Source organism: Ruegeria sp. D1(2025) (genome assembly GCF_056536425.1).
This window is the reverse complement of the sequence record NZ_JBQFPO010000001.1, coordinates 946,209-971,449: the sequence shown is the minus strand read 5'-3', so window position 1 is coordinate 971,449 and position 25,241 is coordinate 946,209. Positions and strand designations below refer to the sequence as shown.

The window sequence follows — 25,241 nt, the reverse complement described above, 5'->3', positions numbered from 1 at the left end:
CAACCGCCGCCAGACGGGGCTTAGATGCGCCCTGTGGTGGTGTTTTTGTTGTCTGTACCCCGGTCCGCAACGAAGGAAAAAAGTGAATGTCAAAATCGAAAAAGCTTGAGTTCCGCCCTAACGATTACGTTGTCTACCCTGCGCACGGCGTGGGTCAGATCATCTCGATCGAAGAGCAGGACGTTGCGGGGTTTTCGCTCGAGCTGTTCGTGATCTCATTCGAGAAAGATAAGATGACCCTGCGGGTTCCGACCAACAAGGTCACCGAATCCGGTCTGCGCTCGCTGAGTTCGCCGGACGTGATCAGTCAGGCGATGAAGACGCTTAAGGGCAAAGCCAAGGTCAAACGCGCCATGTGGTCACGCCGGGCGCAGGAATACGAACAAAAGATCAACTCGGGCGATCTGATTTCGATCGCCGAAGTGGTTCGCGACCTGCACCGCACCGATGACCAGCGCGAGCAGAGCTATTCCGAGCGGCAGCTTTACGAAGCCGCGCTCGAGCGTCTGACCCGCGAAGTCGCCGCAGTATCCGGGCATGGAGAGATTTCGGCTGCCAAGCAAGTCGACGAGGTTCTGATGTCGCGTGCCGCCTGATCTCAATCGGCTACCAGATTTTGGGCCGTCCCTCATCGGGGGCGGCCTTTTTTTATTCTGCTGCTTGGTCCCCGGTGGGTTTGAGAGTAATTTTGCCCTGAACAAAGGGGGATAGGCAGTGAAGGTAAAGCAAGCGATAAAGTTCCTCTATATCGGAAAAGACCCGATATCGGTGCGGTTCAGGTATACCTTGATCCTGTTTGATGCTGCTACGATCATCTTCTTTGTCGCCACCGCACATGGCGGTCATGGGCCCGGCATCACTCTGGTCAGTATGATTGTGGGCCTGATCATCCTTATGGATTTTTCGGCGCGGCTCTGGATTTCGAAGGATCGCAAAAGACTGCTGCGCAAGATTTACACGCTGGCCGATATCGTCGTGATCCTGTCATTGATCCTGGATCCGTTCCTCACCGGCAGCCTGGCCTTCCTTCGAATATTGCGCGCGCTACGTCTGATCCATTCCTATCATCTGTTGCGCGATCTGCGACGCGACAGCCCCTTTTTTCGAACGCATGAAGACGCAGTGATTGCTGCGATCAACCTGCTGGTTTTTGTGTTTGTGACCTCGACGGCAGTTCTGGTCTACTTCATCCCGGAAACCAGCCAGACGCCATACATTGATGCGCTGTATTTCACGATGGCGACGCTTACGACGACAGGATTTGGTGACATCACGCTGTCGACGCCGTGGGGCAAGCTGTTCTCGGTTTTCATCATGGTGGTCGGCGTCGCACTTTTCGTGCGGCTGGCGCAGGCGATATTCATGCCCCAGAAGGTCAGGCATAAATGCCGAAGCTGTGGACTTTATCGGCACGACCCGGATGCCGTGCATTGCAAACATTGCGGAGAGGTGTTGCGGATTGAAACCGGCGGTGTCGCCTAAAGCCGTGCGATCAACGCAACAAGGATTGTAACCTCAGCCAATTGCTGCGCCGCGCCCAGAATATCCCCGGTCTGACCGCCGATTTTTGCCTTTGCGACGATGGCCAACAGACCGACGATCAGCGCCGCGCAAAGTACCGGGAAAAGGGCAGAGCCACCGATCAGCGCCACAGAGACTGCACAAGCAACAATCAGGCCTGCAATTGCACTCATCAAACGGGGGCGACCTACAGAGTGACTTAGTCCGGATGAACGGGCATTTGGCAGGATGGCCATCAAAACGGGCATCATCGCACGAGACACTACGCATGCGGTCAGGATGGCGCTGATTCCTCCGGCCGTCAGCAGGGATGCGACAGCAAACACCCGGATCAATTGTGAAAACAAAAGTGCCAGAACACCATAGGTGCCGATATGGCTGTCTTTCATGATCTCAAGCCGCCGGTCCCGGGTGAACCCGCCCCAAAGCCCGTCAGCCGTGTCTGCCAGCCCGTCTTCGTGCATCGCGCCGGTTGCTGCAATCAGAACGCCCACCAGCAAACCGGCAGAGACAAGGGCCGGCACGTTGAGGGAGATGGCAATCCATCCCACCAGACAGGAAATTATTCCGACGGCCAGCCCTGCAATCGGGAAAGCCCACGCAGCCTGAGCCTGACGCGCGAATACATGATCCGGCAGCCGGGGAACGGGCAGGCGGGTCAGAAGCACCAAAGCCAGGGGTATATCCCAGCCGGAAATGAGTTTGGTGTCGTTTTTGAGCACTCCCGCGCCTTTCGGGGTCTTGTTGGTCTGGTTGCTTCGGTTAAACACACAGGACCACTCTGATGCAACGAGGCTTTCGATGCTGCCCGAACTTACCGACCTGAAAACTTTCCGGAATGCGCTGAGCTCTGCACCCGGCCCGGACGAAACCGCAACAACTGGCGCGTCCGAGCGCAACGGCCAACTGACCAAGCCTCCGGGCGCGCTGGGTCGGCTCGAGGATCTGGCGATCTGGTATGCGGGATGGCGTGGGGATGCCCGGCCGCAGATTTCCGCGCCTCAAGTGATCGTTTTTGCCGGAAACCACGGTGTTACGGCGCAAGGCGTATCAGCATTTCCGCCTGAAGTGACCGTTCAGATGGTGATGAATTTTCAGCATGGCGGTGCGGCGATCAACCAACTGGCCAAATCGGCTGGTGCGACGATGAACGTACACGCGCTGGATCTGGATACGCCAACTGCGGATTTCACAAAAGCGCCGGCAATGGATGAGCAAGAGCTTCTGTCAGCGTTGCGTACAGGCTGGCAGGCGGTCGATCCAACGGCGGATCTGTTGGTGGTTGGCGAGATGGGGATCGGCAACACAACTCCGGCGGCCGCAATTGCCTGCGCCCTGTTTGGAGGCGAGGCGTCCGAATGGACCGGGCGTGGCACCGGCGTTGATGATGCGGGTCTGGCCAACAAAACCCGGGTGGTCGCCGAAGGCGTCGCTCTGCACGGTCAGTCTGGCGACGGGCTGGATATCCTGCGCTGCCTGGGTGGGCGCGAGATTGCCGCCATGGCCGGCGCCATCGCGGCGGCTCGTGTGTTGCGAATTCCGGTCATTCTGGACGGATTCATTTGCTCTGCGGCTGCTGCCTGTCTGGCGGACGTGAACGAAGGGGCGCTGGACCACACAATTGCCGGCCACCAGAGCGCCGAGGGCGCGCATGGCGCGGTCTTGGCGCGGCTTGGCAAAGAACCTTTGTTGAACCTGGGCTTGCGGCTTGGTGAGGGGTCGGGTGGTGCGCTGGCTATCAACATCCTGAAAAGCGCCGTCGCCTGTCATTCGGGCATGGCAACGTTTGCCGAGGCCGGTGTTTCGGACGGCTAAACGCTGTATCTGACCTGGGTAGGGGCCTGGGTCAGGCAGACTTCTTGGCGTTTTCTTCTGCCATCTCCAAAAGCGCGGTTTCCAGCTCCTTCTGAAGCTCGCGCGATCTTTCGATGTATTTCTTGTTCTCGGCCGTCGGCATGCCCGGTATCCACAATTCGGCCAGCTCGCGCACCGACATCCGGTCATGATGATAGAATGTCTGTTCCGCCTGTGCCGCCTCATAGTCGCTGAGGCCGATGTTCTCCAGGACATAGCGGCCAGCGCGAAGTGAGCTGTCGAAGGTTTCACGGACGATATCGTTCGCACCGGCCTGATACAGCTCATAAACATGATTCCGATCATAGGCACGGGCGATGATGTGCAGATCGGGGCGTTGTCGTCTTGCGTAGCCAACCAGCCGCGTGACCTGTTTGTGATCGTCCATGGCCGCGACAAGAACGGATGCCTTTTCGATCCCTGCCGCGCGCAGCAGTTCGGGGCGGGTCGGGTCGCCCAGAAACCCTTTGACGCCGAACCTGCGCATCAACTGCACCGTGTCGATGTCGTGGTCCAGAACGACCGTCTTGAAACCACTTGCCCGAACCAGCCGATTTACGATTTGGCCAAAGCGGCCTATGCCTGCGATGATAACCGGGCCTTTTTCGTCAATCTCGTCCGGTTCCGGCTGCGGGCGCACATCGCCAATGCGGCGCGAGAGTTGATCGTAGATGATGAACAGCAGCGGTGTGATCAGCATCGTCAGGGCGATGATCATCAGCAGTTTCTGGGAAAGATCGGTGGGGATGACATTCTGCTGCGTGGAAAAGGCCAGCAGGACAAAACCGAATTCACCAGCCTGGGCCAGACCCAGAGTGAACAGCCAGTGATCGCGCCCGCGAAGCTTGAAGGCACGTCCGACGATATAAAGGATGATCCCTTTGACCAGGATCACCAGAAGCGCTAGCCCGATCAGGTCAAATGGATCGTTGAAGAAATAGCCCACGTTGATCCCGGCACCGACTGTGATGAAGAACAGCCCCAGAAACAGACCTTTGAACGGCTCCAGATCGCTTTCCATCTCGTGCCTGAATTCCGAACTGGCCAGAACCACGCCGGCCAGAAATGCGCCCAAAGCGGGCGACAGGCCAACCAGCGTCATCAGGAATGAGATTCCCACAACGATCATAAGGGCCAGTGCGGTGTACATTTCCCGCAGGCGGGTGGCGTGAATGAATCTGAACAGGGGACGGGTCAGGTAGACACCGGCCAGAATGACGAAAGCAACGGCGCCGAGCGTGACCAGCGTGACCGCCCAGCCCGGCAAGCCCTCGACCAGGGACAGGCTGTGATGGGCCGCGCCATGCGCATCGACATTGCCACGGTCGATAGAGCCGTCGCCTTCAAGGTGCGGAACGCGCGGAAGGGCCAGCAACGGCAGCATCGCAAGGATCGGAATGACCGCAATATCCTGTGTCAGCAGAACCGAGAATGTGGCCCGCCCTCCATTGGTCTGCATCAGCCCCTTTTCCGACAAGGTCTGCAAAACGATAGCCGTCGACGACAGCGAAAGGGTCAGACCAACCGCCAATGCCACGGTCCACGGGTGGTTTGCGTATATCGAAACACCGGCGATCACCGCCGTCGACATTGCGACCTGAAGACCGCCCAGCCCCAGTAGTTTGTCGCGCATATCCCAAAGGGCGCGCGGTTCAAGCTCGAGCCCGATCAGAAACAGCATCATGACGACGCCGAACTCGGCTACATGCTGCAGGCTTTCGGTTTCAGCACCGACCAGCCCCAGAATGGGCCCGATCACGATACCGGCCGCCAGATACCCCAGTACAGAACCCAACCCCAGACGCGCTGATAACGGCACCGCAATAACTGCCGCCGCCAGATAGATCGTTGCCTGGTAAAGGAAATCGTCCATGTTTGTCCTCGTGTCCCGGTCAGGTCGGAAGGGGTGCGTCGCGCTTGAGTTGATCCATTACAATCTGGCTTTGCACCCTCGCAACGGCAGGATGCGGCAGTATCACCTGATGAAGCAAGCGGTTGAGCGCGGAAAGGTCATCACAGAATATGTGCAACAGATAATCTGCCTCTCCTGTCATCGTCCAGGCGCTTGTAATCTCGGGGCGGGCGTCGATCATGCGGGCAAAGCTGGCAGATTGTTCGGGGCCGTGCGTGCCCAGATGAACCTGGACGAAACCCTGCACGTGCAGTCCTAGTTTCAACGGGTCCAGGCGAGCGGCGTAGCCGGTGATGTATCCTTCCGCCTCCAACCTTTGTCGGCGGCGCCCTGCCTGACTGGCTGACAGGTTCAGCATTTCACCCAGCTGATGTGCCGTCAGGTGCGCGTTCTTTTGCAGCGCAGACAGCAGGCGTGTGTCCATGGCATCCAACATATGCGGATTCGCCCCGTTTTTCTTGTCTTTGGTGCGTAAATCGCGCACATACAGCTAGTTTACACGAAAATTATGCGCAGAAACAGCGTCAATTAAGACGTATTTTAGAATCAGCAAAGAAATTCCTGTTTTTTAGGAGACCCGCCATGGGACCTTTCCCGCACAACGCACCGAAATCCGTAATCAGCAAAGAAAACCCGGCAGGGACCGACGGCTTCGAGTTTGTCGAATTCGCGCATCCAGAACCGCAGGAGTTGCGCGACCTGTTTTCCAAGATGGGATTTGAAAGGGTCGGGCACCACAAAAAGAAGCCCGGCGTCGAACTGTGGCAGCAGGGCGATGTCACGTATATCCTGAACTCCGACCCCGACAGCTTTGCAGCCAAGTTTGTTGCCGAACATGGACCGTGCGCGCCAGCAATGGGGTGGCGCGTGGTTGATGCCCAAAAGGCCTATGAGCACGCCGTTGCAAAAGGTGCCGAGCCTTACGATGCCGACGACAAAACACTGAACGTGCCGGCCATCAAGGGGATTGGCGGCTCGCTGATTTACTTCGTCGATCAGTATTATGACACGTCGCCCTACAACGAGGAATTCGAGTGGACGCAGCAATCCAAACCCCGCGGTGACGGCTTCTATTATCTCGATCACCTGACGCACAATGTCTACAAGGGGAATATGGACAAGTGGTTCCGGTTTTACGAAAGCCTGTTCAATTTCCGCGAAATCCGCTTCTTTGACATCCAGGGAAAATTCACCGGTCTTTACAGCCGCGCGCTGACCTCGCCCTGTGGCCGCATCCGCATTCCGATCAACGAGGACAGAGGCGAGACCGGCCAGATCGTTTCGTACCTGAAGAAATACAAGGGTGAGGGTATTCAACACATCGCAGTGGGAAGTGAGGACATCTACGATTCAACCGACGCGATTGCGAAAAAGGGGCTGAAGTTCATGCCAGGCCCGAACGAGACCTACTACAACATGTCTACTGACCGGGTCGCGGGGCATTCCGAACCCCTGGACCGGATGATGAAGCACGGCATCCTGATTGATGGCGAAGGTGTCGTCGATGGCGGCGAGACACGGATCCTGCTGCAGATATTCTCGAAGACTGTCATCGGACCGATCTTTTTCGAGTTCATCCAGCGCAAGGGTGACGACGGATTCGGCGAAGGAAACTTCCAGGCGCTGTTCGAATCCATTGAGCGCGAACAGATAGAAAGTGGCGAGATTTCAGCTGCTTGACCCGACTATATAAAGCGCGCGCTGGCGTGTCGGCGCGCGTGTTTTTTCCCGTTCGATTTTGGCTGTTAACTGCGGGGCATTTTCAAAGTCACGTTGCGTCCCTTCTTTTGGTACTGCAACTGACTGTCCCCGATCGCGATAACACGGCCACCATCCAGCCGATCCCCGACCTTAAGCTTTTTGTAGCGGCCGCTGGGCAGCCGGATCAGGGCGCGGCGATTCGCTGGCGAACCGTAGACTCCGATAAGGTTGAGCTTTCGCAGGTTGATGGCATTGTCCAGCGTGGCCTGACGGGCGACAGAAGCCCGGCTCGGAATTTTGGGCGCAACAGATTTTGCCGCAAACGATCCGACATCGTCACTGCTTTGATCGATGGCGGCCGTTGATCCCAGATTGGCTGACGTGGTGGTTGCCTTCGGCGCGGAAGCCGCTGCCAGACCTGCCGGGCGGGATTTGGGGCGCGGAACCCGAACGACCGCCAACGCGGTCGGGGTTTCATCAATCTGAGGTTGCTCCTGCAGGGATTTTGGCCGCAGTTTCGGCCGCAGCCCGGACAACTCGTCCCGAGTCCGACCACCCAGCTGCTGGCGCTCGAACCCTTCGATCAGATCATCTGGCCTGACTTTCGGACGCAGCCCGGCCAGCCTGTCATTGACCTCTTCGACGATGGGTTCCTGTTCGAAACGAACCGGGACTGCGGGCGGAACCGAAGACGGTCGTCCGAGGAAAACCATGACCCCATCCGGATTCAGTGTACCGTCGGCCGTGGGGGTAACCAAACCCCGCTCATCAAGTACAAACCGTGTTCCCGCGCCGCTGGGTGCAGCGGGCTGTTCGAATGGCTGATCAGTGTCAAACTTTTCAGCCGCAGGCAGCGCCACAGCGTCATGCGAAAGGTTCGATGGATCAAGCGATGACAGATACAGATCGTCGGATTGCACGACAGGGGGTGGGATCAGCGCTTCGGGTGCGGTCAGGACAACACCTGTCTGGGATTGCAGTTCCTGTTGCGCCTGAGGATCGCGGGCCACCTGCTCGACGGGTGTTGGGCTGACGTCCAACGCCTCGAGAATAGCAAGATCCGTCGCGGTCGGCTCGGCTTTTTCCTCAACCACAGGCGGAGAGATGGGGATTTCAGAGCGCTCTGTTTCCGGTTCTGACGTTTCTTTCACCGGGGGCGGAGCGACAGCGACCTCGGCAATATCGCTTTCCGGTTCCGGTGTTTTTTCTGCCAGTACTTGCTCTGGCACACTTGGGGGCGCCGTTTCGTCCGGAACGCTCTGCGCCAGAACGGGTTCCGGGCTGATTTCGTCTTCGGATCCGGTCAGGAACCATAGCCCGATGGCGACTGCAAGAACGCCTGCGACCAATGCCAGAGATTTGTAGAGTTTGGCTTCACCTGGGTGTGCCGCACCAGTGCCAATCTCGGCGCCTGGCGCGGTCTGCGCCCGGAATGCGATTGGGGCATCGGTCGCCGCGATAGCATGGACCGGAGTGTTCGATTCCGCTTCTTCTTCAGGCTCTTGCGCCGTATCGGCCGGTTCGGGTGCACCGGGCAGTTCTGTGGTTTCCCGAGGTAAGAATATGGGCTCGGTCGGAAAAGGGTTTGGGCCGGTTTCTGCACTGAATACGACAGGAATGAACCCGTGTTGGGTCGCGAACTCCCGGGCCTCGTCCAAAGTTTGCGTTGCCACTGCCGCGACGTGAGTTTGCTGTCCGTCCGTCGCTGTATCATAAGCCAGTTCGTCCAGTGTATACGGGGTGGCCCCGGTCAGTGCATCGCGTACTTTCTGCCCAGTATCGTCTGCGTCCGGTCCTTCGGCTTCGACTGTCAAAAACCGGATTTGGTCTTCCGGAATCACGACCTTGCAGCTTAGGTCGTTTTCCAGCGCAAAACCCGCGTCGCGCAACGCCTGCATGCGATCCGGGAAATCCGGCGCATCCAGCGGAACCGTGCCAATGCAGAACCAGTCGTCATCCGAATGGTGATGCAGGGAAATTCCGTCGGCAGAAAATGATAACGCAAAAGCGGGTTTCATAACTCCGAAGAACCATAATTGCCATCGTCAATGCAAACGACATTGCGTTCGCAGCACGACAGTAAAGCAGGATATCGCCGAGGGAAAGAAAAAGCCAAGTCACCTCTTGTACGAGAGCGCCCGGTCACCCCATCTTAAGACAGCAAGAATTGGAGGGATCACCTTGAAGACATTTGCTTTTCTGGCCGCCATGCTGGCAATGACGGCGGCAAGCGCGGCCCATGCGGAAGAACGTCGCATCACTGTCAGCGCGGCAGGGACCGTTCAGGCCACACCCGACATGGCGACCATTACATTGGGTGTCACAAACCAGGATACGCAGGCTTCGGTGGCGATGCAGGCAACATCCGACGCGGTTTCCAGAATTATGTCGCGACTGGACGAAAAAGGGATCGAGGCACGCGACGTGCAAACCCGCGATCTGTCCCTTTCGCCGGTTTGGTCCAACCGAAACAATGTGCCGGGGCAGAACCCGGAAATCACAGGTTTTGCTGCGTCGAACCGGGTTTTTGTTCGGGTGCGTGACCTGACCAAGCTGGGTGAGATCATGGATGCGGTCATTCAGGACGGTGCCAATGACTTTGGCGGCCTGAGTTTCGATGTTCAGGACCTCAAGCCGCTTGAAGCAAAAGCCCGAGCGCAAGCTGTCGCCGAGGCAACCGCCAAGGCCGAGCAACTGGCCCAGGCCGCGGGCGTGACACTTGGCCCGGTTCAGTCAATTGACGAACAGGGCGGGGGTGTGCAGCCCATGCCACATATGCGCCAGATGAGCATGGCCGAAGCAGGCAATGTTCCGGTTGCCGGCGGTGAGGTTTCAATCTCGGTCAATGTCTTGATGGAATTCGAAATTTCCGAATAAAGTCAGACCTCTGCGCGGGCTTGCAGCGGTTGTCGTTGCTTGCCCGCAGCGTCGAAGTTCTCGGGCAGCAGCCAGGCTTCAAAGGCTTTTCGGATGCGCGGCCATTCGCTGTCGACTATCGAATACCATGCCGTGTCACGATTGCGCCCTTTATAGTGGGTCGCCTGCCGGAACACGCCTTCAAAAGTGAACCCAAGGCGTTCGGCCGCGCGTCGTGACGGTGCATTCAACGCATCGCATTTCCATTCGTAGCGGCGATAGCCAAGCTCATCGAAAACGCGGCGCATCATCAGGTACATAACCTCGGTCGATTGCGCCCTGCGCTGCAAAAGGGGCGAGAAGTGGATGTGCCCGACCTCAATCGATCCGGCAGCGGGCGTGATTCTCAGGTACGAGGCCATGCCGACCGGGACGTCATTGGCATCCAGAACCGAGTGAAACATAGGATCGGAATCGGAACAATTGTTCTGGGCCCATTCCACAAAGGCGGCTTCGGACTCAAAGGGTCCGTAGGGCAGGTAGGTCCAGTTGTGGCCGTCCGCGTCGTTTGTAAACGCCCGGTACAAACTGGGCGCGTGCCTATTGATATCCAGCGGTACAACGGAACAGAACCTTCCTTGCATCGGCGTGTAAGGCGGTGTCGGACGCGGGAAGTCACCCGAGACGGGCCAGCCAATCGGCTGGCCAAGGTCGTTCGTTTCGCTGCCGGTTGCCATGGATCAGGCGCTTGCCTTGCTGAGCGCCTGGTCAAGATCGGCAATCAGGTCGTCGGCATCCTCGATCCCGATCGACAGACGTACCACGTTCGGGCTGGCACCGGCGGCTTCCTGTTGTTCGGGCGTCAGCTGCCGGTGTGTGGTCGAGGCCGAATGAATGATAAGCGAGCGTGCGTCACCCAGATTGGCCACATGGCTGAATATCTCCAGCGCATTGACCAGTTTGATGCAGGCGTCATAGCCGCCCTTGACCGCAAAAGTGAACAGGGCACCGGCCCCGCGCGGATAGCACTTCTGGACCCGATCATAATAGGGCGACGAGGGCAGACCGGCATAGGTGACATATTCCACGCGATCGTCTGCTTCGAGCCACGCGGCGATTTTCTGGGCGTTCTCTACGTGGCGCTCCATTCTCAGGCTCAGGGTTTCGATCCCCATCAGCGTGTAATGCGCAGCCTGCGGGTTCATCGTCATGCCCAGATCACGCAGCCCGATAGCAATTCCGTGGAACGTATAGGCCAACGGGCCAAAGGTCTCGTGAAATTTCAACCCGTGATAGGCGGATTCCGGTTCGCTGAGCGAGGGGAACTTGTCATTTGCGGACCAGTCGAACTTGCCTGAATCCACGATGCAGCCGCCAGTGACAGTGCCGTTGCCGGTCAGGTACTTCGTGGTCGAATGCACAACCAGCGTGGCACCCTGTTCAATCGGGCGGCACAGGTAGGGCGTGGCCGAGGTGTTGTCGACAATCAGCGGAATGCCAGCGGCGTCCGCCACATCCGCAAGCGCGCGGATATCTGTGACATAGCCGCCCGGATTGGCGATGGATTCGCAGAACACCGCACGTGTGTTTTCGTCGATGGCATCCTGGACGGCGTCCAGATCGTCGGTGTCGACGAACTTGGCGGACCAGCCGAAGCGTTTGATGGTCTGGCTGAACTGCGTGACGGTGCCGCCATAAAGGCGGGTTGATGCAACCACATTGCAACCCGGACCCATCAGCGGAAACAGCGCCATGATCTGCGCGGCGTGACCCGAGGAACAACAAACCGCACCTACACCGCCTTCAAGGGTCGCGACACGCTCTTGCAAAACAGCCACGGTAGGGTTGGTCAGGCGGGAATAGATGTAGCCGACCTCTTGCAGGTTAAACAGCGCGGCAGCGTGGTCCGCGTCGCGGAATACGTAAGCGGTTGTCTGGTAGATCGGCGTCTGGCGCGCTCCGGTCGCCGGGTCGGGCCGGGCACCGGCATGAATTTGCAGCGTGTCGAAACCATAAGTGGGTCCATCAGACATCTGGAACATCTCCTGTTGGTATTTGTGTTGCAGAATCTCTAGGGCATTGGTCGCGTGCGCACAACGATCCAGTCAGCGCATCCACAGTCCTTTGCTCTTGATCTGGTTGCGGATGACCTGCTCGCGCTGGGGCAGGTTCTTGCGGTCGAACATATTGCGGATCTTCTCGCCCTTGCGTTGGATCACCAGCTTTTTCAGAGGGTCGTAGTTCTTCAGAACCTTCTTGATCCGGTTCGGCGCGGCCACTGTTTCCAGAACTTCGATGACATGATCCGACTCGCGTGCATAAAGCAGCGGGAACAGCCGGTAGTGGCAACTTACGGTGCCATCCAGCAATCCGTCCGGCAGGGCGTCGCGCCCGCCGCCAAGCGCGTGGATCACCAGCGGCAACGCGGCCTGATCCAGCCAGGGGTCAAGGTTCTGGCCAACAAGCTCTGGGATATCCTCGTCGCGGATGGTGAGCGCGTATTCCAGAAACCGTTTTCCGAAAGCGTGTGGGCAGGAATAGAAAAAATACCCTGCATTGAAGTACAGATAGCGCCGCCAGTGATCCAGCGGTTGGTCTGTGTCGATCGAGCTTTCGAAGTCCAGCCCGAACCGTTGATAGAGCGCGCGCCAGATGCCGTCGAAACCGGGGCCATACAGCGTGGGTTTTGGCCATGTCCCTTCGACCTTCAATGATGCGCCGGGGCGGTCGAAATCGAACGGAACTGTGTTCAGATCGCCCGTGATTAGGGTGTCGCTGTCAAAGAACACAAATGGCTCACCCGCGGGCATGGCCAGCAATGCTTCGATCTTGTTGCCAAAAGGATAGCTTTCGCCGAAGGCATGGTTGTCAAAGGGCAGAATCTCGGCGTCCAGTTGTCGCAGGACTTTGAGAACATCCTCGTTCTGAATGCTGGGGTTTTGTTGCCAGCGCGGGCCGGGTTGGGGAACCGCAACAAACAGTCGGCCTGTGAATCCCGGTGAACAATGTCGAAGCGAGGCGGCAAACAGCACAGCCTCGTATTGCAGGCGGTTGTTCTGTCCGATGATGACAATATTGAACTTGGTGGCCTTGGCCTGCATCGATAAACTCACGGATTTTCGCCGTTCTCCGGCGCTGCTCTGGTTCTGGTGACGCACTGTAAGCGGCAGACGACGCCAAAACCAGATGCGAGATTGGAAAACCGCTGCGGCGCGCCCAATTCTGAACGCGACGCAGGAACTCAAACAGGCCTGGACATGTTTGTCATCAATGGCGGCAGGTAGGAAGCAGACGAGTCATTTGGCGCCTGGGACTGGCTGCGCTGTCCGTCGAACACCCGCTGTCCCACCGCTGCAGGTGATTATTGGACCATGCATGGAGTTTAACTCGAAGATTTTTTTCGAATAGTTAATTTTAACCAAAAGCAAATAAAAACAAAAAGCTATACGGCGAAATTGAGGTCGTTCCCTCAGCTTTTTCGACTTTTTGGTGATTTTATAAATTTTACCAATTGATAAAAAATTTGTTTGTGGCAAGCTGAGGTCACAATAAACATATCTACAGGGAGTAGAGTGATGGCACAGGGCCAGATGGTCCCCGGTATTGTCGCCGGGCGGCTTTCCAGCGATGAGCTGACCTCGAATTTCACGGATCTGCATCCGCCGCTGGCCGCGCATGAGGCGGCTGTGGCGGCGGATCGGTGCTATTTCTGCTATGACGCGCCATGCGTTACCGCTTGTCCCACGGACATCGATATTCCGTTGTTCATGCGCCAGATTCAGGCCGGTCAGCCGGAAGCGGCAGGCCAGACCATTCTGGAACAGAACATTCTGGGTGGCATGTGCGCCCGGGTCTGTCCGACCGAAACATTGTGCGAGGAGGCCTGCGTACGCGAAACCGCAGAAGGGTCGCCGGTTGAGATTGGTCGACTGCAACGTTATGCCACGGACAGCGTCATGGCGACCGGGGTGCATCCTTTCGAAAGGGCGCCATCGACCGGCAAGACAATCGCCGTGGTTGGCGCGGGCCCTGCGGGACTGGCTTGTGCCCATCGTCTGGCCATGCATGGCCACGACGTGGTGATCCACGACGCCAGGCCCAAGCCGGGCGGGCTGAACGAATATGGTATCGCGGCCTACAAATCGACCAACAATTTTGCTCAGGCCGAGGTGGACTGGCTGCTGAAAATCGGCGGTATCGTAATCGAGACGGGTTCCGCGCTGGGTGACACCATCTCGCTGGACGGGCTACGCCAGAATTATGACGCGGTTTTCCTGTCGATCGGTCTGGCCGGGGTGAACGCACTTCGCGCACAAGGGCATGATCTGGACGGAGTGCGCAATGCGGTCGACTTCATCTCGGACGTGCGGCAGGCAGATGACCTTGCGCATCTGCCGGTAGGGCGCAATGTCGTAGTGATCGGCGGCGGCATGACAGCCGTGGATGCGGCAGTGAAATCCCGTCTTCTTGGCGCCGAACATGTGACCATCGCGTACCGTCGCGGCCGTGACGCGATGGGAGCCAGCCGGTATGAGCAGGATCTAGCGGCCTCTCATGGTGTACGAATTCTGTGCAACGTTCAGCCTGTGGTCATTCATGGAAATGGCTCCACAGCCGAAATCGAGCTTGAATATACCGAATCCCGCGAAGGCAAGCTGAGCGGAACCGGAGAGACCATTCGTGTTCCGGCGGATCAAGTCCTCAAGGCAATTGGTCAGACATTGGAAGGGGCACCTGAAGGTTTGGATCTGGACGGCAACAAGATCGTCGTTACAGGCGCAGGCCGCACATCCATCGAAGGTGTCTGGGCCGGGGGCGACTGTGCAACCGGTGGCGAAGACCTGACCGTGACCGCGGTGGCCGAGGGCAGGGATGCCGCGATGGACATCCATGCAACGCTTGTTTCGTGATATACTGAGGCATTGATCTTTCAATCGCATTGCTGAGGTGTTGCCATGTCCCGGATCGAAGAAGCCGTTGCCCGCCACTATACGACAGGTGAACTGACAGAACGCGTTCGCGATGCGCTACGGCAGAGCGGTATCGACCCGGACGCGGCCACGGTTGCCGACCTGAAAGCGGGCGACGAATTCCACACAGGTGGAGTTGCTGCGACGGATCATCTGTTCGCGCAGCTTTCGCCGACCCACGCAACTCGGGTGCTGGATATCGGTTGCGGTATCGGTGGAACGTCGCGCTACATTGCGGACCGCTACACCTCGACCGTTACGGGCATCGATCTGACTCCTGAGTTCGTCGAGACGGCAACCGCCCTCAGTGCAATTGTCGGTCTTGAAGGCAAGGTGCGTTTTCTGACCGGAAGCGCTTTGGACATGCCGGTGCCGAACGCCAGCTTTGACCTTGCCGTTATGCTGCATGTCGGTATGAACATTCAGGACAAACAACGCCTGTTCGCCGAAGTGGCCAGAGTTCTGGCAAAAGGCGGCACCTTTGCGCTGTTTGACGTGATGGGCGGTGCGATGGATGAACCGATGGTCTTTCCATTGCCCTGGTCGACGACGCCCGACACCTCGTTCGTGGACATGCCTGGTGCGTACAGGGACGCGGCCTCGGCTGTTGGATTTGAACTGATCACGGAAAACGATCGCTCGGAATTCGCGAAAGCGTTCTTTGAAGAGGTCTTTGCCCGCACGGCCGAAAGCGGCCCCGCACCGCTGGGGATCCATCTGATGATGGGTGATACTGCCCCTGAGAAGTTCAAAAACTATGTCGCAAACCTTGACGCCGGGCGCATCCGCCCGACCGAGATGATTTTCAAGAAAACCGGTTAACCCGGTAAGGAGAACCCATGGCCAATCTGACAACTGACTTTCTGGGAATTTCCAGCCCCAACCCTTACTGGCTGGCATCCGCGCCGCCGACGGACAAGGAATACAACGTACGACGCGCATTCGAGGCTGGATGGGGCGGTGTCGTGTGGAAAACGCTTGGTGCCGAAGGGCCGCCGGTCGTGAATGTGAATGGTCCGCGCTACGGGGCCATCTACGGCGCGGATCGTCGCCTGCTGGGCTTGAACAATATCGAACTGATCACCGACCGCCCGCTTGAAGTAAACCTCGAGGAGATGGCGCGGGTCAAAGCAGACTATCCTGACCGGGCGCTGATCGCCTCGATCATGGTGCCTTGCGAGGAAGAGGCATGGAAAGCCATCCTGCCGCGCGTCGCAGAAACCGGAGCGGACGGGATCGAGCTGAACTTCGGTTGTCCACACGGGATGAGCGAGCGTGGAATGGGGTCGGCCGTCGGGCAGGTTCCGGAATATATCGAGATGGTTACCCGGTGGTGCAAAAAATACTATGACCGCCCGGTCATCGTGAAGCTGACACCGAATATCACCGATGTCCGCAAACCCGCTGCTGCGGCCAAGAACGGTGGTGCGGATGCCGTATCGCTGATCAACACGATCAACTCGATCACCAGCGTCAATCTGGACACGTTCAGCCCCGAACCCTCGATTGACGGTAAGGGCAGCCACGGTGGTTATTGCGGGCCGGCGGTCAAGCCGATTGCCTTGTCGATGGTGTCCGAGATTGCGCGCGCGGAGGCTACGCATGGCCTGCCGATTTCAGGCATCGGTGGCGTGACCACCTGGCGCGATGCTGCGGAATTCATGGCGCTGGGGTGCGGCACTGTTCAGGTCTGCACGGCGGCGATGACCTATGGGTTCAAGATCATCGATGAACTGACGGCCGGTCTGTCCAAATGGATGGATGAAAAGGGCTATTCCGACGTGTCCGAAATCGTTGGTCTGGCGGTGCCGAATGTCACGGACTGGCAATACCTGAACCTGAACTACGTCGCCAAAGCCAAGATCGATCAGGACCAGTGCATCAAGTGCGGCAGATGCTATGCCGCCTGCGAGGACACCAGCCATCAGGCGATTTCGATGTCCGCCGATCGCGTTTTTGAAGTGATGGATGATGAATGCGTGGCCTGTAACCTGTGCGTCGATGTCTGTCCGGTCGAAGGATGTATCTCGATGGAGCCGATGGCAGCAGGGGAGATCGACCCACGCACACAAAAGGTCGTTGAGCCCGGTTATGCGAACTGGACCACGCATCCGAACAACCCAATGGCGAAAGCGGCTGAGTAGTTCGGTACCTTTTGGACGAAAACCTGATCCGAGAAAACGCGTCGAGTTTCTTCGGATCAGAAAATCGATCGGCCCATTGTGATAGGTAAAGGCTCATTGGTTGGCGGTGCGGATAAGATGATATTCGCGCCGCTTTGTTTCATTTGGAAACCACACGCGGCCAGCTTTGCGTTTAATCCAGGGTTCCGGGTTGGGTCTGGTGCAAGAAGAAGACTCTTCCTTAAGTTTGTTAACTGCTTCTCAAGGGGTTAACAGTTTGCGGTACAAGGTTTCCATGAAGGGCGCTGCGCCTTCGAACGGGTCTTCCTCACCAAGAATTGCCCGGACCTGCACTTCAAAATCGGCGTAGTGCTGGGTCAGTGACCAGATGGAAAATATCAGATGATAGGGGTGAAGACGGGCAATTTTGCCCTGATCCATCCAGGTAGTCAAAACAGCAGTTTTTTGGTCGACCAGAGACTTCAGGTCATTGGACAAATTATCCCGGATACGAGGCGCGCCCTGAACCAGTTCATTGGCAAACAGGCGGCTTTCACGGGGTAACTCCTGGCTCATCTGGAGCTTGCGGTTGATGTAAGACAGGATCTCTTCCAGCGGATCGCCGTTTTCGTCCAGATCGTGAAGCGGGGCCAGCCACACGTCCAGAAGCCCGGACAGAAGGGCGCTGTGAATCGCCTCCTTCGAGGGGAAGTAATACAGAAGGTTCGGTTTGCTCAATCCGGCTTCGGCTGCGATTTGGTCCACCGTCGCACCGCGGAAACCATGGGTTGAAAAAACGCTCAGCGCCGCCTCGAGAATCGCTGCGCGGTTCTTTTTCTGAATTCGGGTAGGCGCACGGTCTTTTGGCATTGATCCCAGTTACCCCAATTATTGTCCGACGGGTGTTGATTATGCTTAAATTTCCGTCGACGCGATGCAATTTCTTGACTGATGTCGAACCCGTGATAGCGTGAGTTTGACCAGATGGTCAAATCAAGACACCAAAAGCGAGCCAAATCGCAAGCAACAGGGGAAAACAGATGGCAGCTCCGGCGCAGAATCTCAGAATTAATGGAGACAGGCTGTGGGATAGTCTGATGGAGATGGCAAAGATCGGCCCCGGCGTTGCGGGCGGCAATAACCGCCAGACATTGACGGACGAAGATGCCGAAGGGCGCGCGCTGTTCCAGAAATGGTGTGAGGAAGCCGGTTGCACCATGGGACTGGATCAGATGGGCAATATGTTCGCCCATCGCGAAGGCTCTGACCCTGATGCTCTGCCAGTCTATGTTGGGTCGCACCTGGACACGCAGCCGACCGGCGGGAAATACGACGGTGTGCTGGGTGTGCTGGGCGGGTTGGAGATCATCCGGACACTCAATGACCTGGGGATCAAGACGAAGCACCCGATCGTTGCGACCAACTGGACCAACGAGGAAGGCACCAGATATGCGCCGGCCATGTTGTCCTCGGGCGTGTTTGCGGGAATGCACACGCAGGACTGGGCCTATGACCGGGAAGACGCGGAAGGCAAGAAGTTTGGCGATGAGCTGAATCGCATTGGCTGGCGAGGAGACGAGGAAGTCGGTGCGCGAAAAATGCACGCCTTTTTTGAACTGCATATCGAACAGGGCCCCATCCTGGAGGCCGAGGAAAAGGACATCGGCGTTGTCACGCATGGCCAGGGCTTGAGCTGGACCCAGATCACGGTTACCGGCAAAGACGCCCATACCGGGTCGACCCCGATGCCGATGCGCAAGAATGCGGGTCTGGCCATGGCGCGCATCCTTGAGAAAGTGGACGAAATTGCATGGTCCCACGCGCCCCACGCGGTTGGGGCGGCAGGGCATATCGACGTCTACCCCAATTCCCGGAATGTGATCCCGGGCAAGGTGGTGTTCACGGTCGATTTCCGCTCGCCCGAACTGGACGTGATCACCGATATGGAAAACCGGTTGCGTGTTGCTGCCGAGGATATCGTGGATGAAATGGGGCTTCAGATCGAATTTGAGAAAGTCGGCGGTTTTGACCCGGTGAAGTTCGATGAGACCTGCGTTGCAGCGGTTCGAAGCGCGGCTGATCGTTTGGGGTATTCCCATACCGATATCATTTCCGGCGCCGGGCACGACGCTTGCTGGATCAATCGCGTTGCCCCAACGGCGATGGTGATGTGTCCGTGTGTAGATGGCCTGAGCCACAACGAGGCCGAAGAGATCAGCAAGGAATGGGCTGCTGCCGGGGCGGATGTTCTGTTTCACGCGGTCGTCGAAACTGCGGAGATTGTGGAATAGGGGGCTCTGCCCCCGTCGCCCGCTGGGCGACTCCCCCGGGATACTTTTGGCCAGATGAAGCAAGCGGCGCAGACCGCAACAGGGAGTTTGACATGAGCACTGTTATCAGAAACGGAACAATCGTCACCGCCGATTTGACGTACAAGGCTGACGTAAAGATCGAAGCCGGTGTAATCACGGAAATTGGCCCAGATTTGAAAGGCGACAAGGAACTGGATGCAACCGGGTGTTACGTCATGCCCGGTGGAATTGACCCGCATACGCATCTGGAAATGCCGTTTATGGGAACCTATTCCAGTGATGACTTCGAAAGCGGCACGCGGGCGGCGCTGGCCGGCGGGACCACCATGGTCGTCGATTTCGCATTGCCGAATCCGGGGGAAAGCCTGCTGGATGCCCTGAAACGCTGGGACAATAAATCGACGCGTGCAAACTGCGACTATTCCTTCCACATGGCAGTAACATGGTGGGGCGAGCAGGTCTTTGACGACATCAAGACCGTGATCGAGACGCGGGGTATCAACACGTTCAAGCACTTCATGGCCTACAAGGGCGCGCTGATGGTGAATGATGACGAGTTGTTTGCGTCCTTCAGGCGTCTGGCCGAACTGGGCGGGACTGCGTTGGTGCATGCCGAAAACGGTGATGTAGTCGCGGAACTCAGCGCCAAACTGCTGGCCGAAGGAAATACCGGCCCCGAGGCGCACGCCTATTCCCGACCGCCGCAGGTCGAAGGCGAGGCGACCAACCGCGCCATCATGATCGCCGACATGGCGGGCGTGCCGCTTTATGTCGTGCACACCTCGTGTGAAGAGGCGCACGAGGCCATCCGCCGCGCCAGAATGCAGGGCAAGCGCGTATGGGGCGAGCCGCTGATTCAGCATCTGACGCTGGATGAAAGCGAGTATTTTAACCAGGACTGGGATCATGCGGCGCGCAGGGTGATGAGCCCGCCGTTCCGCAACAAGCAGCATCAGGACAGTCTGTGGGCAGGCCTGCAATCAGGATCGCTAAGCGTGGTGGCAACCGACCATTGCGCCTTTACGACCGAGCAGAAGCGGTACGGTGTCGGCGATTTCACCAAGATCCCCAATGGGACCGGCGGGTTGGAAGACCGGATGCCGATGCTGTGGACCCATGGTGTTGAAACAGGGCGGCTGACGCCGAACGAGTTTGTGGCGGTTACATCAACAAACATCGCCAAGATATTGAATTGCTATCCGAAAAAGGGCGCAGTTCTGGTGGGGGCGGATGCCGATCTGGTCGTCTGGGACCCCCAAAAGACCAAAACCATCAGCGCGGGCACGCAACAATCCTCGATCGATTACAATGTCTTTGAGGGCAAAGAGGTCAAGGGTCTGCCACGTTTCACGCTCAGCCGTGGGCATGTCGCGGTGCATGATGGTGAGATCAGGACGCAGGAGGGGCACGGTCAGTTTGTTGCGCGTGAGGCCAATACCCATGTGAACAAGGCGCTGAGCACCTGGAAAGACCTGACTGCCCCACGACCGGTGGAACGCACGGGTATTCCGGCGACAGGTGTGTGATTTGCGCGGACTACTTTGTTCAATGGCTTCGTTGCTATGTAGCGGAACTGTCGCGTATGCGCAGTCAGGTTTTCCGGTATATGGCAACAACTCGGGATGCGACGTTCACTTTGAACGCAGCACCGCCGAGGCAACAGACATGGCCTTGTTGAAAGAAGGGCGGTTGCTGTTTTACGAAACCGCCTGCGATGTCTTGGTTGTTGGAAATCAAGATGGACAGATATCGACACTGACGGCGAAATGCATCGGCTATGAAGAAACCTATGACTTTACATGGGATTTCTACAGTGATGGACACGAGGGGTTTGTCCTTGCAAACCCTGACAAGACCTACGCGACGGTATTGAGCGTTTGTCGGTGAAAGGACCAAAATGACAAGTAATGAACAGCCCGTCATTCAGGCAAAACAACTGGACCTCACCTTCCAGACCAATGACGGGCCGATCCACGCATTGAAAGATGTAAACCTTTCGATCGACAAGGGCGATTTTGTCAGTTTCATCGGCCCCTCGGGCTGTGGCAAGACCACATTCCTGCGCTGTATCGCGGCACTTGAAATCCCGACCGGGGGAACCCTGACAGTAAACGGCATGACCCCGGATGAAGCGCGGCGGAACCGGGCCTATGGCTATGTGTTTCAGGCGGCGGGGCTGTATCCCTGGCGGACCATCGCCAAGAACATCAAGCTGCCGCTTGAGATCATGGGGTACTCGGCGGCCGAGCAGGATGAGCGTGTGAAGAACGTTCTGGAACTTGTTGATCTTGAAGGGTTTGGTGGCAAGTTTCCTTGGCAGCTATCCGGTGGGATGCAGCAACGTGCCAGTATTGCCAGGGCGCTGGCTTTTGATGCCGATATCCTGCTGATGGACGAACCTTTCGGCGCTTTGGACGAAATCGTGCGCGACCACCTGAATGAACAGCTTCTTGCGCTGTGGGCGCGGACGGAAAAGACAATCGGGTTTGTGACCCACTCGATCCCCGAGGCGGTGTATCTGAGCACCAAGATCGTAGTGATGAGCCCGCGTCCGGGACGGATCACGGATGTGATCGACAGCCCGCTGCCCAAGAAAAGGCCTTTGGACATCCGGGATTCTCCGGAATTCATTGAGGTGGCCCACCGCGTGCGCGAGGGGCTGCGTGCCGGTCACGGGGATGACGTCTGATGCCGGGTGAATCTATCAGACGGGCAGAGCCGGACGATGTCCCAGCCTGCGCACAAGTTATCTCGACTTGGATGAAGACAACAAGTTGGATGCCCGAAGAACTGCCCGCGGAAAAGCTTGCCGGATTGATCAATGAGGCCTTTCCGCAACGCGAAATCTGGGTCGTGGGCGACCCGGTAGACTGCTACATGTCCGTTGATCCCGTGGCGTGCAAGGTCGGCGCATTATACTGCCTGCGAACCGGCAAGGGGATTGGTAAGCGGTTGTTGGACAAGGCCAAGGAAAATCGCGATTTTCTGTGGCTGACAACACATGAGCCGAACAAGGCAGCGCAAAGGTTCTATCGCCGGGAAGGGTTTGTCGAGGCCGGAACGGAGCCGCCCGTGCCGCCCGAAACCCTGCCAGTGATCCGGATGGAGTGGCGTGTATGAAGCAGATTGTTGCCGTGTTGACAGTCGTGGCTGCTATCGTTGCCATTTGGTACGCCGCCTGTGTTCCGATGAACATCAAGGGTGTGCTGTCCGAGCTTGAGCGCGGCGGGGCCGAGGTTCAGCCGCCGACCGCCAGCGCGCGCCGCGACATGGGAGAGGCCAGGCTGGTTTTGAGCAACAGCTTTGCGATCCCCGCCACGTGGGAGCAGAAAAAACCGCGCCTGCCATCCCCGCACCAGGTCGCGATCGAGCTGTGGGAGACCACGATAGGCAAGAATATCACCTCCAAGCGGTCGCTGGTGTATCATGGTTGGGTAACCTTAAGCGCCACGATTCTAGGTTTTGTCATTGGTACCGGGCTTGGCATTTTGCTGGCCGTTGGGATTGTCCATAGCCGGGTCATGGACCTGTCTGTTATGCCCTGGGCCATTGTCAGCCAAACGATCCCGATCATTGCGTTGGCACCGATGATCATCGTCGTTCTGTATTCGGTGGGTGTTCAGGGGATTATTCCCAAGGCGATCATCTCGGCCTACCTGAGCTTTTTCCCGGTTGTTGTCGGCATGGTCAAAGGCTTGCGCAGCCCGGATGCCATGCAACTTGACCTGCTGCGGACCTACAATGCCAACACGTCGCAGGGGTTCTGGAAACTGCGCCTGCCCGCATCGATGCCGTACCTGTTCGCTTCGCTAAAAATCGGCATCGCAGCATCGCTGGTCGGCGCAATTGTCGGAGAACTGCCGACAGGTGCGGTTGCCGGTCTGGGCGCGCGGCTGCTGGCAGGCAGCTACTACGGTCAGACGGTTCAGATCTGGTCAGCCCTGTTCGCGGCGGCCATTCTGGCGGCTTGCCTAGTGGGTCTGTTGGGTCTGATTGAACGGGCGGTACTGAAACGCATGGGGATGGCGCAATGATACTGGTTTTTGGTGCAGTCCTGTTGTGGGTGTTCGGCTGGTGGCTGAACAGCCGGCTGGCCAGTGGTCCCTGGGCCGACACGCGCATGGTCAGGTTTCTGGCCCCTCTGGTTTTCGGGCTGACGGTTGTTGGCATCTGGGAAATGCTGGTGCGTGGGCTGGATGTTCCTCTGGTCATTCTGCCCGCACCGTCGGTTATCGCGCTGCGGTTTGCGGACAGTTTGCCGATCCTCTGGGCCGATTTCGTGCAGACGATCATCAAAGGCGCCTTCAGCGGATATGTGATTGGTTGCGGCGCGGCGTTTCTGATGGCGATTGCCGTGGACCGGTGGGATTTCCTGCGCCTGGGTCTGCTGCCGGTTGGTAACTTCGTTGCTGCGCTGCCGATCGTGGGCACCGCACCCATTCTGGTGATGTGGTACGGGTTCGACTGGCATTCCAAGGCCGCCGTCGTGGTTGTGATGGTGTTCTTTCCCATGCTGGTCAACACCGTGGCTGGCCTGCGCGAAGCGACAACCATGCAGCGCGACCTGATGGAGACCTATGCGGCGACCTATTGGCAGAGCTTTGTGAAACTCCGCCTTCCTGCGGCGATGCCATTCATTTTCAACGGACTAAAGATTTCTACCACCTTGGCCCTGATCGGCGCTATCGTGGCCGAGTTCTTTGGTTCGCCCATAGTCGGGATGGGCTTTCGAATTTCGACCAGCGTCGGACAGTTGTCGCTGGATATGGTCTGGGCCGAGATTGTTGTGGCCGCGCTGGCCGGAACGGCTTTTTACGGGCTGGTGGCTATGATCGAAAAGGCGGTGACATTCTGGCATCCGTCGCAACGAGGATAACGCAGGAAAGAATTCAACAGACCCCGAAAACGGGGCACCAATCGCAACTAGGAGAAATGAAGATGAATAAGCTACTCAGCGGGGCGGTTACAGCCTTCAGCCTGGCAGCCACTACGGTGCTGGCTGCGGACGAGGTAACGCTACAGTTGAAATGGGTCGGTCAGGCGCAGTTCGCGGGCTATTTCGTGGCCGAAGCAAAAGGCTATTATGACGAAGAAGGGCTGGATGTCACGATCAAGCCCGGCGGCCCGGATATCGCGCCGGAACAGGTCATCGCAGGGGGCGGGGCTGATGTCATCACCACATGGATGGCAGCCGGACTTGCAGCGCGTGAGCGGGGTGTACCCTTGGTCAACATCGCGCAGCCCTTCAAGACCGGCGGATTGCAGGTCAACTGCCTGAAGTCAACCGGCGTTGAATCTCCGGAAGATTTCCCGGGGCGGACGATGGGTGTCTGGTTCTTCGGGAACGAGTATCCGTTCTATGCATGGATGGCATCTCTGGGGATCGAGACGGATGGTGCGGATGAAAACGGTGTTACGGTCCTGAAGCAGGCGTTTTCGGCAGATCCTCTGATTCAGGGGCAGGCTGATTGCATTTCGACCATGACCTACAACGAGTACCGCCAGATCCTGCAGGCCGGTATCACCCCGGAAGAACTGGTGACCTTCAACTACCTTCAGATGGGCTTTGGCATGCTCGAAGATGGTCTGTACGTCATGGAAGAAAACCTGGACGACCCGGCCTTTGTCGACAAGATGGAGCGCTTTGTTCGGGCTTCGATGAAAGGGTGGAAATACGCTGCCGAGAACCAGGAAGAAGCAGCCGAGATCGTGCTGGAGTTTGACGAAACCGGCGCACAGGAACTGGATCATCAGGTCTATATGATGGGTGAAATCGCAAAGCTGATCGAAGGATCGGACGGCGCGCTGGACCCCAGCGATTATGAGCAGACCGTGAAGACGCTTCTGTCGGCCGTGTCCGCGGAAAACCCCGCCATCACGAAGGAACCGGAAGGGGCATGGACTCATAAGATCACGGATGCAGCATTGAACTGACAACCGGATTACCCGAAACAAAGAAACGCGGCTCGGAAACGAGCCGCGTTTTTGGTTT

General features: G+C 57.7%; 24 protein-coding genes. 16 read left to right on the top strand and 8 right to left on the bottom strand.

Annotated features, from left to right (window positions below):
• Positions 1 to 86: 86 nt before the first annotated feature.
• Positions 87 to 596, top strand: coding sequence for a CarD family transcriptional regulator (locus ACR1XU_RS04890; protein ID WP_170616131.1), 510 nt, complete (start codon positions 87 to 89; stop codon positions 594 to 596).
• 118 nt (positions 597 to 714) lie between these two features.
• Positions 715 to 1,482 (top strand): ion channel, encoded by a 768-nt coding sequence (locus ACR1XU_RS04885; protein ID WP_170619040.1) that lies wholly within the window; start codon positions 715 to 717, stop codon positions 1,480 to 1,482.
• Here ACR1XU_RS04885 and cobS read toward each other — a convergent pair.
• A complete protein-coding gene (gene cobS / locus ACR1XU_RS04880; protein WP_480907757.1) occupies positions 1,479 to 2,243 on the bottom strand; it encodes an adenosylcobinamide-GDP ribazoletransferase in 765 nt (254 codons plus the stop codon). The genes ACR1XU_RS04885 and cobS overlap by 4 nt on opposite strands.
• Before the next feature lie 79 nt (positions 2,244 to 2,322).
• Between cobS and cobT the strand changes: the two genes are divergently transcribed.
• Positions 2,323 to 3,336, top strand: a complete 1,014-nt coding sequence (gene cobT / locus ACR1XU_RS04875) for a nicotinate-nucleotide--dimethylbenzimidazole phosphoribosyltransferase (RefSeq protein WP_480907755.1) — start codon at positions 2,323 to 2,325, stop codon at positions 3,334 to 3,336.
• A 31-nt stretch (positions 3,337 to 3,367) separates the two neighbouring features.
• On the opposite strand, the gene ACR1XU_RS04870 is transcribed toward cobT, so the two are convergent.
• Positions 3,368 to 5,248: a monovalent cation:proton antiporter-2 (CPA2) family protein gene (locus ACR1XU_RS04870; protein ID WP_321253494.1), complete on the bottom strand. Its 1,881-nt coding sequence runs from the start codon at positions 5,246 to 5,248 to the stop codon at positions 3,368 to 3,370.
• A gap of 19 nt (positions 5,249 to 5,267) precedes the next feature.
• Complete coding sequence (locus tag ACR1XU_RS04865; protein WP_170616139.1) at positions 5,268 to 5,723, bottom strand: Lrp/AsnC family transcriptional regulator; 456 nt, start codon at positions 5,721 to 5,723, stop codon at positions 5,268 to 5,270.
• Between the two features lie 146 nt (positions 5,724 to 5,869).
• On the opposite strand from ACR1XU_RS04865, the gene hppD reads away from it, so the two are divergent.
• The gene (gene hppD, locus ACR1XU_RS04860) at positions 5,870 to 6,967 is read left to right on the top strand and encodes a 4-hydroxyphenylpyruvate dioxygenase (protein WP_480907753.1); all 1,098 of its coding nucleotides are present in this window, start codon (positions 5,870 to 5,872) and stop codon (positions 6,965 to 6,967) included.
• A 65-nt stretch (positions 6,968 to 7,032) separates the two neighbouring features.
• Here hppD and ACR1XU_RS04855 read toward each other — a convergent pair whose 3' ends face one another.
• Positions 7,033 to 9,006: a hypothetical protein gene (locus ACR1XU_RS04855; RefSeq protein ID WP_480907751.1), complete on the bottom strand. Its 1,974-nt coding sequence runs from the start codon at positions 9,004 to 9,006 to the stop codon at positions 7,033 to 7,035.
• Positions 9,007 to 9,169: 163 nt separating this feature from the next.
• On the opposite strand from ACR1XU_RS04855, the gene ACR1XU_RS04850 reads away from it, so the two are divergent.
• On the top strand, positions 9,170 to 9,865 hold the full coding sequence (locus tag ACR1XU_RS04850; RefSeq protein WP_480907749.1) for an SIMPL domain-containing protein: 696 nt from the start codon (positions 9,170 to 9,172) through the stop codon (positions 9,863 to 9,865).
• A 2-nt stretch (positions 9,866 to 9,867) separates the two neighbouring features.
• Here ACR1XU_RS04850 and ACR1XU_RS04845 read toward each other — a convergent pair whose 3' ends face one another.
• The 3 genes from ACR1XU_RS04845 to ACR1XU_RS04835 form a co-directional block, all read right to left on the bottom strand.
• Positions 9,868 to 10,581: a GNAT family N-acetyltransferase gene (locus ACR1XU_RS04845; RefSeq protein ID WP_480907747.1), complete on the bottom strand. Its 714-nt coding sequence runs from the start codon at positions 10,579 to 10,581 to the stop codon at positions 9,868 to 9,870.
• A 3-nt stretch (positions 10,582 to 10,584) separates the two neighbouring features.
• On the bottom strand, positions 10,585 to 11,877 hold the full coding sequence (locus ACR1XU_RS04840; protein ID WP_480907745.1) for an O-acetylhomoserine aminocarboxypropyltransferase/cysteine synthase family protein: 1,293 nt from the start codon (positions 11,875 to 11,877) through the stop codon (positions 10,585 to 10,587).
• 72 nt (positions 11,878 to 11,949) lie between these two features.
• Positions 11,950 to 12,945 carry a hypothetical protein gene (locus tag ACR1XU_RS04835; protein ID WP_480907785.1) on the bottom strand — a complete coding sequence of 332 codons (996 nt, stop codon included), beginning with the start codon at positions 12,943 to 12,945 and terminating at the stop codon, positions 11,950 to 11,952.
• 474 nt (positions 12,946 to 13,419) lie between these two features.
• On the opposite strand from ACR1XU_RS04835, the gene ACR1XU_RS04830 reads away from it, so the two are divergent.
• Genes ACR1XU_RS04830 through preA form a run of 3 tightly spaced genes read left to right on the top strand, consistent with a single transcriptional unit; the run spans position 13,420 to position 16,958 of the window.
• Complete coding sequence (locus ACR1XU_RS04830; protein WP_480907743.1) at positions 13,420 to 14,754, top strand: NAD(P)-dependent oxidoreductase; 1,335 nt, start codon at positions 13,420 to 13,422, stop codon at positions 14,752 to 14,754.
• A 45-nt stretch (positions 14,755 to 14,799) separates the two neighbouring features.
• A complete protein-coding gene (locus tag ACR1XU_RS04825) occupies positions 14,800 to 15,636 on the top strand; it encodes a methyltransferase domain-containing protein (protein ID WP_170676671.1) in 837 nt (278 codons plus the stop codon).
• A 17-nt stretch (positions 15,637 to 15,653) separates the two neighbouring features.
• Complete coding sequence (gene preA, locus ACR1XU_RS04820) at positions 15,654 to 16,958, top strand: NAD-dependent dihydropyrimidine dehydrogenase subunit PreA (RefSeq protein ID WP_170616156.1); 1,305 nt, start codon at positions 15,654 to 15,656, stop codon at positions 16,956 to 16,958.
• Positions 16,959 to 17,198: 240 nt separating this feature from the next.
• Here the strand turns inward: preA and ACR1XU_RS04815 are convergent, their stop codons facing one another.
• Positions 17,199 to 17,807 (bottom strand): TetR family transcriptional regulator C-terminal domain-containing protein, encoded by a 609-nt coding sequence (locus tag ACR1XU_RS04815; protein ID WP_480907740.1) that lies wholly within the window; start codon positions 17,805 to 17,807, stop codon positions 17,199 to 17,201.
• Between the two features lie 170 nt (positions 17,808 to 17,977).
• Here ACR1XU_RS04815 and ACR1XU_RS04810 point away from each other — a divergent pair, with 170 nt between their 5' ends.
• The 8 genes from ACR1XU_RS04810 (at position 17,978) to ACR1XU_RS04775 (ending at position 25,183) form a co-directional block, all read left to right on the top strand.
• Positions 17,978 to 19,228, top strand: a complete 1,251-nt coding sequence (locus ACR1XU_RS04810) for a Zn-dependent hydrolase (protein ID WP_480907738.1) — start codon at positions 17,978 to 17,980, stop codon at positions 19,226 to 19,228.
• Between the two features lie 92 nt (positions 19,229 to 19,320).
• Positions 19,321 to 20,775, top strand: a complete 1,455-nt coding sequence (gene hydA / locus ACR1XU_RS04805; RefSeq protein WP_480811426.1) for a dihydropyrimidinase — start codon at positions 19,321 to 19,323, stop codon at positions 20,773 to 20,775.
• Between the two features lie 139 nt (positions 20,776 to 20,914).
• Entirely contained in the window at positions 20,915 to 21,136 is a 222-nt protein-coding gene (locus tag ACR1XU_RS04800; RefSeq protein WP_480907736.1) for a hypothetical protein, read from the top strand.
• A gap of 10 nt (positions 21,137 to 21,146) precedes the next feature.
• A complete protein-coding gene (locus ACR1XU_RS04795) occupies positions 21,147 to 21,938 on the top strand; it encodes an ABC transporter ATP-binding protein (protein WP_480907734.1) in 792 nt (263 codons plus the stop codon).
• Positions 21,938 to 22,369, top strand: coding sequence for an N-acetyltransferase family protein (locus tag ACR1XU_RS04790; protein WP_480907732.1), 432 nt, complete (start codon positions 21,938 to 21,940; stop codon positions 22,367 to 22,369). Before ACR1XU_RS04795 ends, ACR1XU_RS04790 begins: the two co-directional genes overlap by 1 nt.
• Complete coding sequence (locus ACR1XU_RS04785; RefSeq protein WP_480489694.1) at positions 22,366 to 23,283, top strand: ABC transporter permease; 918 nt, start codon at positions 22,366 to 22,368, stop codon at positions 23,281 to 23,283. The genes ACR1XU_RS04790 and ACR1XU_RS04785 overlap by 4 nt, the downstream gene beginning before the upstream one ends.
• Positions 23,280 to 24,125 (top strand): ABC transporter permease, encoded by an 846-nt coding sequence (locus ACR1XU_RS04780; protein ID WP_170616172.1) that lies wholly within the window; start codon positions 23,280 to 23,282, stop codon positions 24,123 to 24,125. The genes ACR1XU_RS04785 and ACR1XU_RS04780 overlap by 4 nt, the downstream gene beginning before the upstream one ends.
• Before the next feature lie 62 nt (positions 24,126 to 24,187).
• Complete coding sequence (locus ACR1XU_RS04775; protein ID WP_480907729.1) at positions 24,188 to 25,183, top strand: ABC transporter substrate-binding protein; 996 nt, start codon at positions 24,188 to 24,190, stop codon at positions 25,181 to 25,183.
• The last annotated feature ends 58 nt before the right edge of the window (positions 25,184 to 25,241 follow it).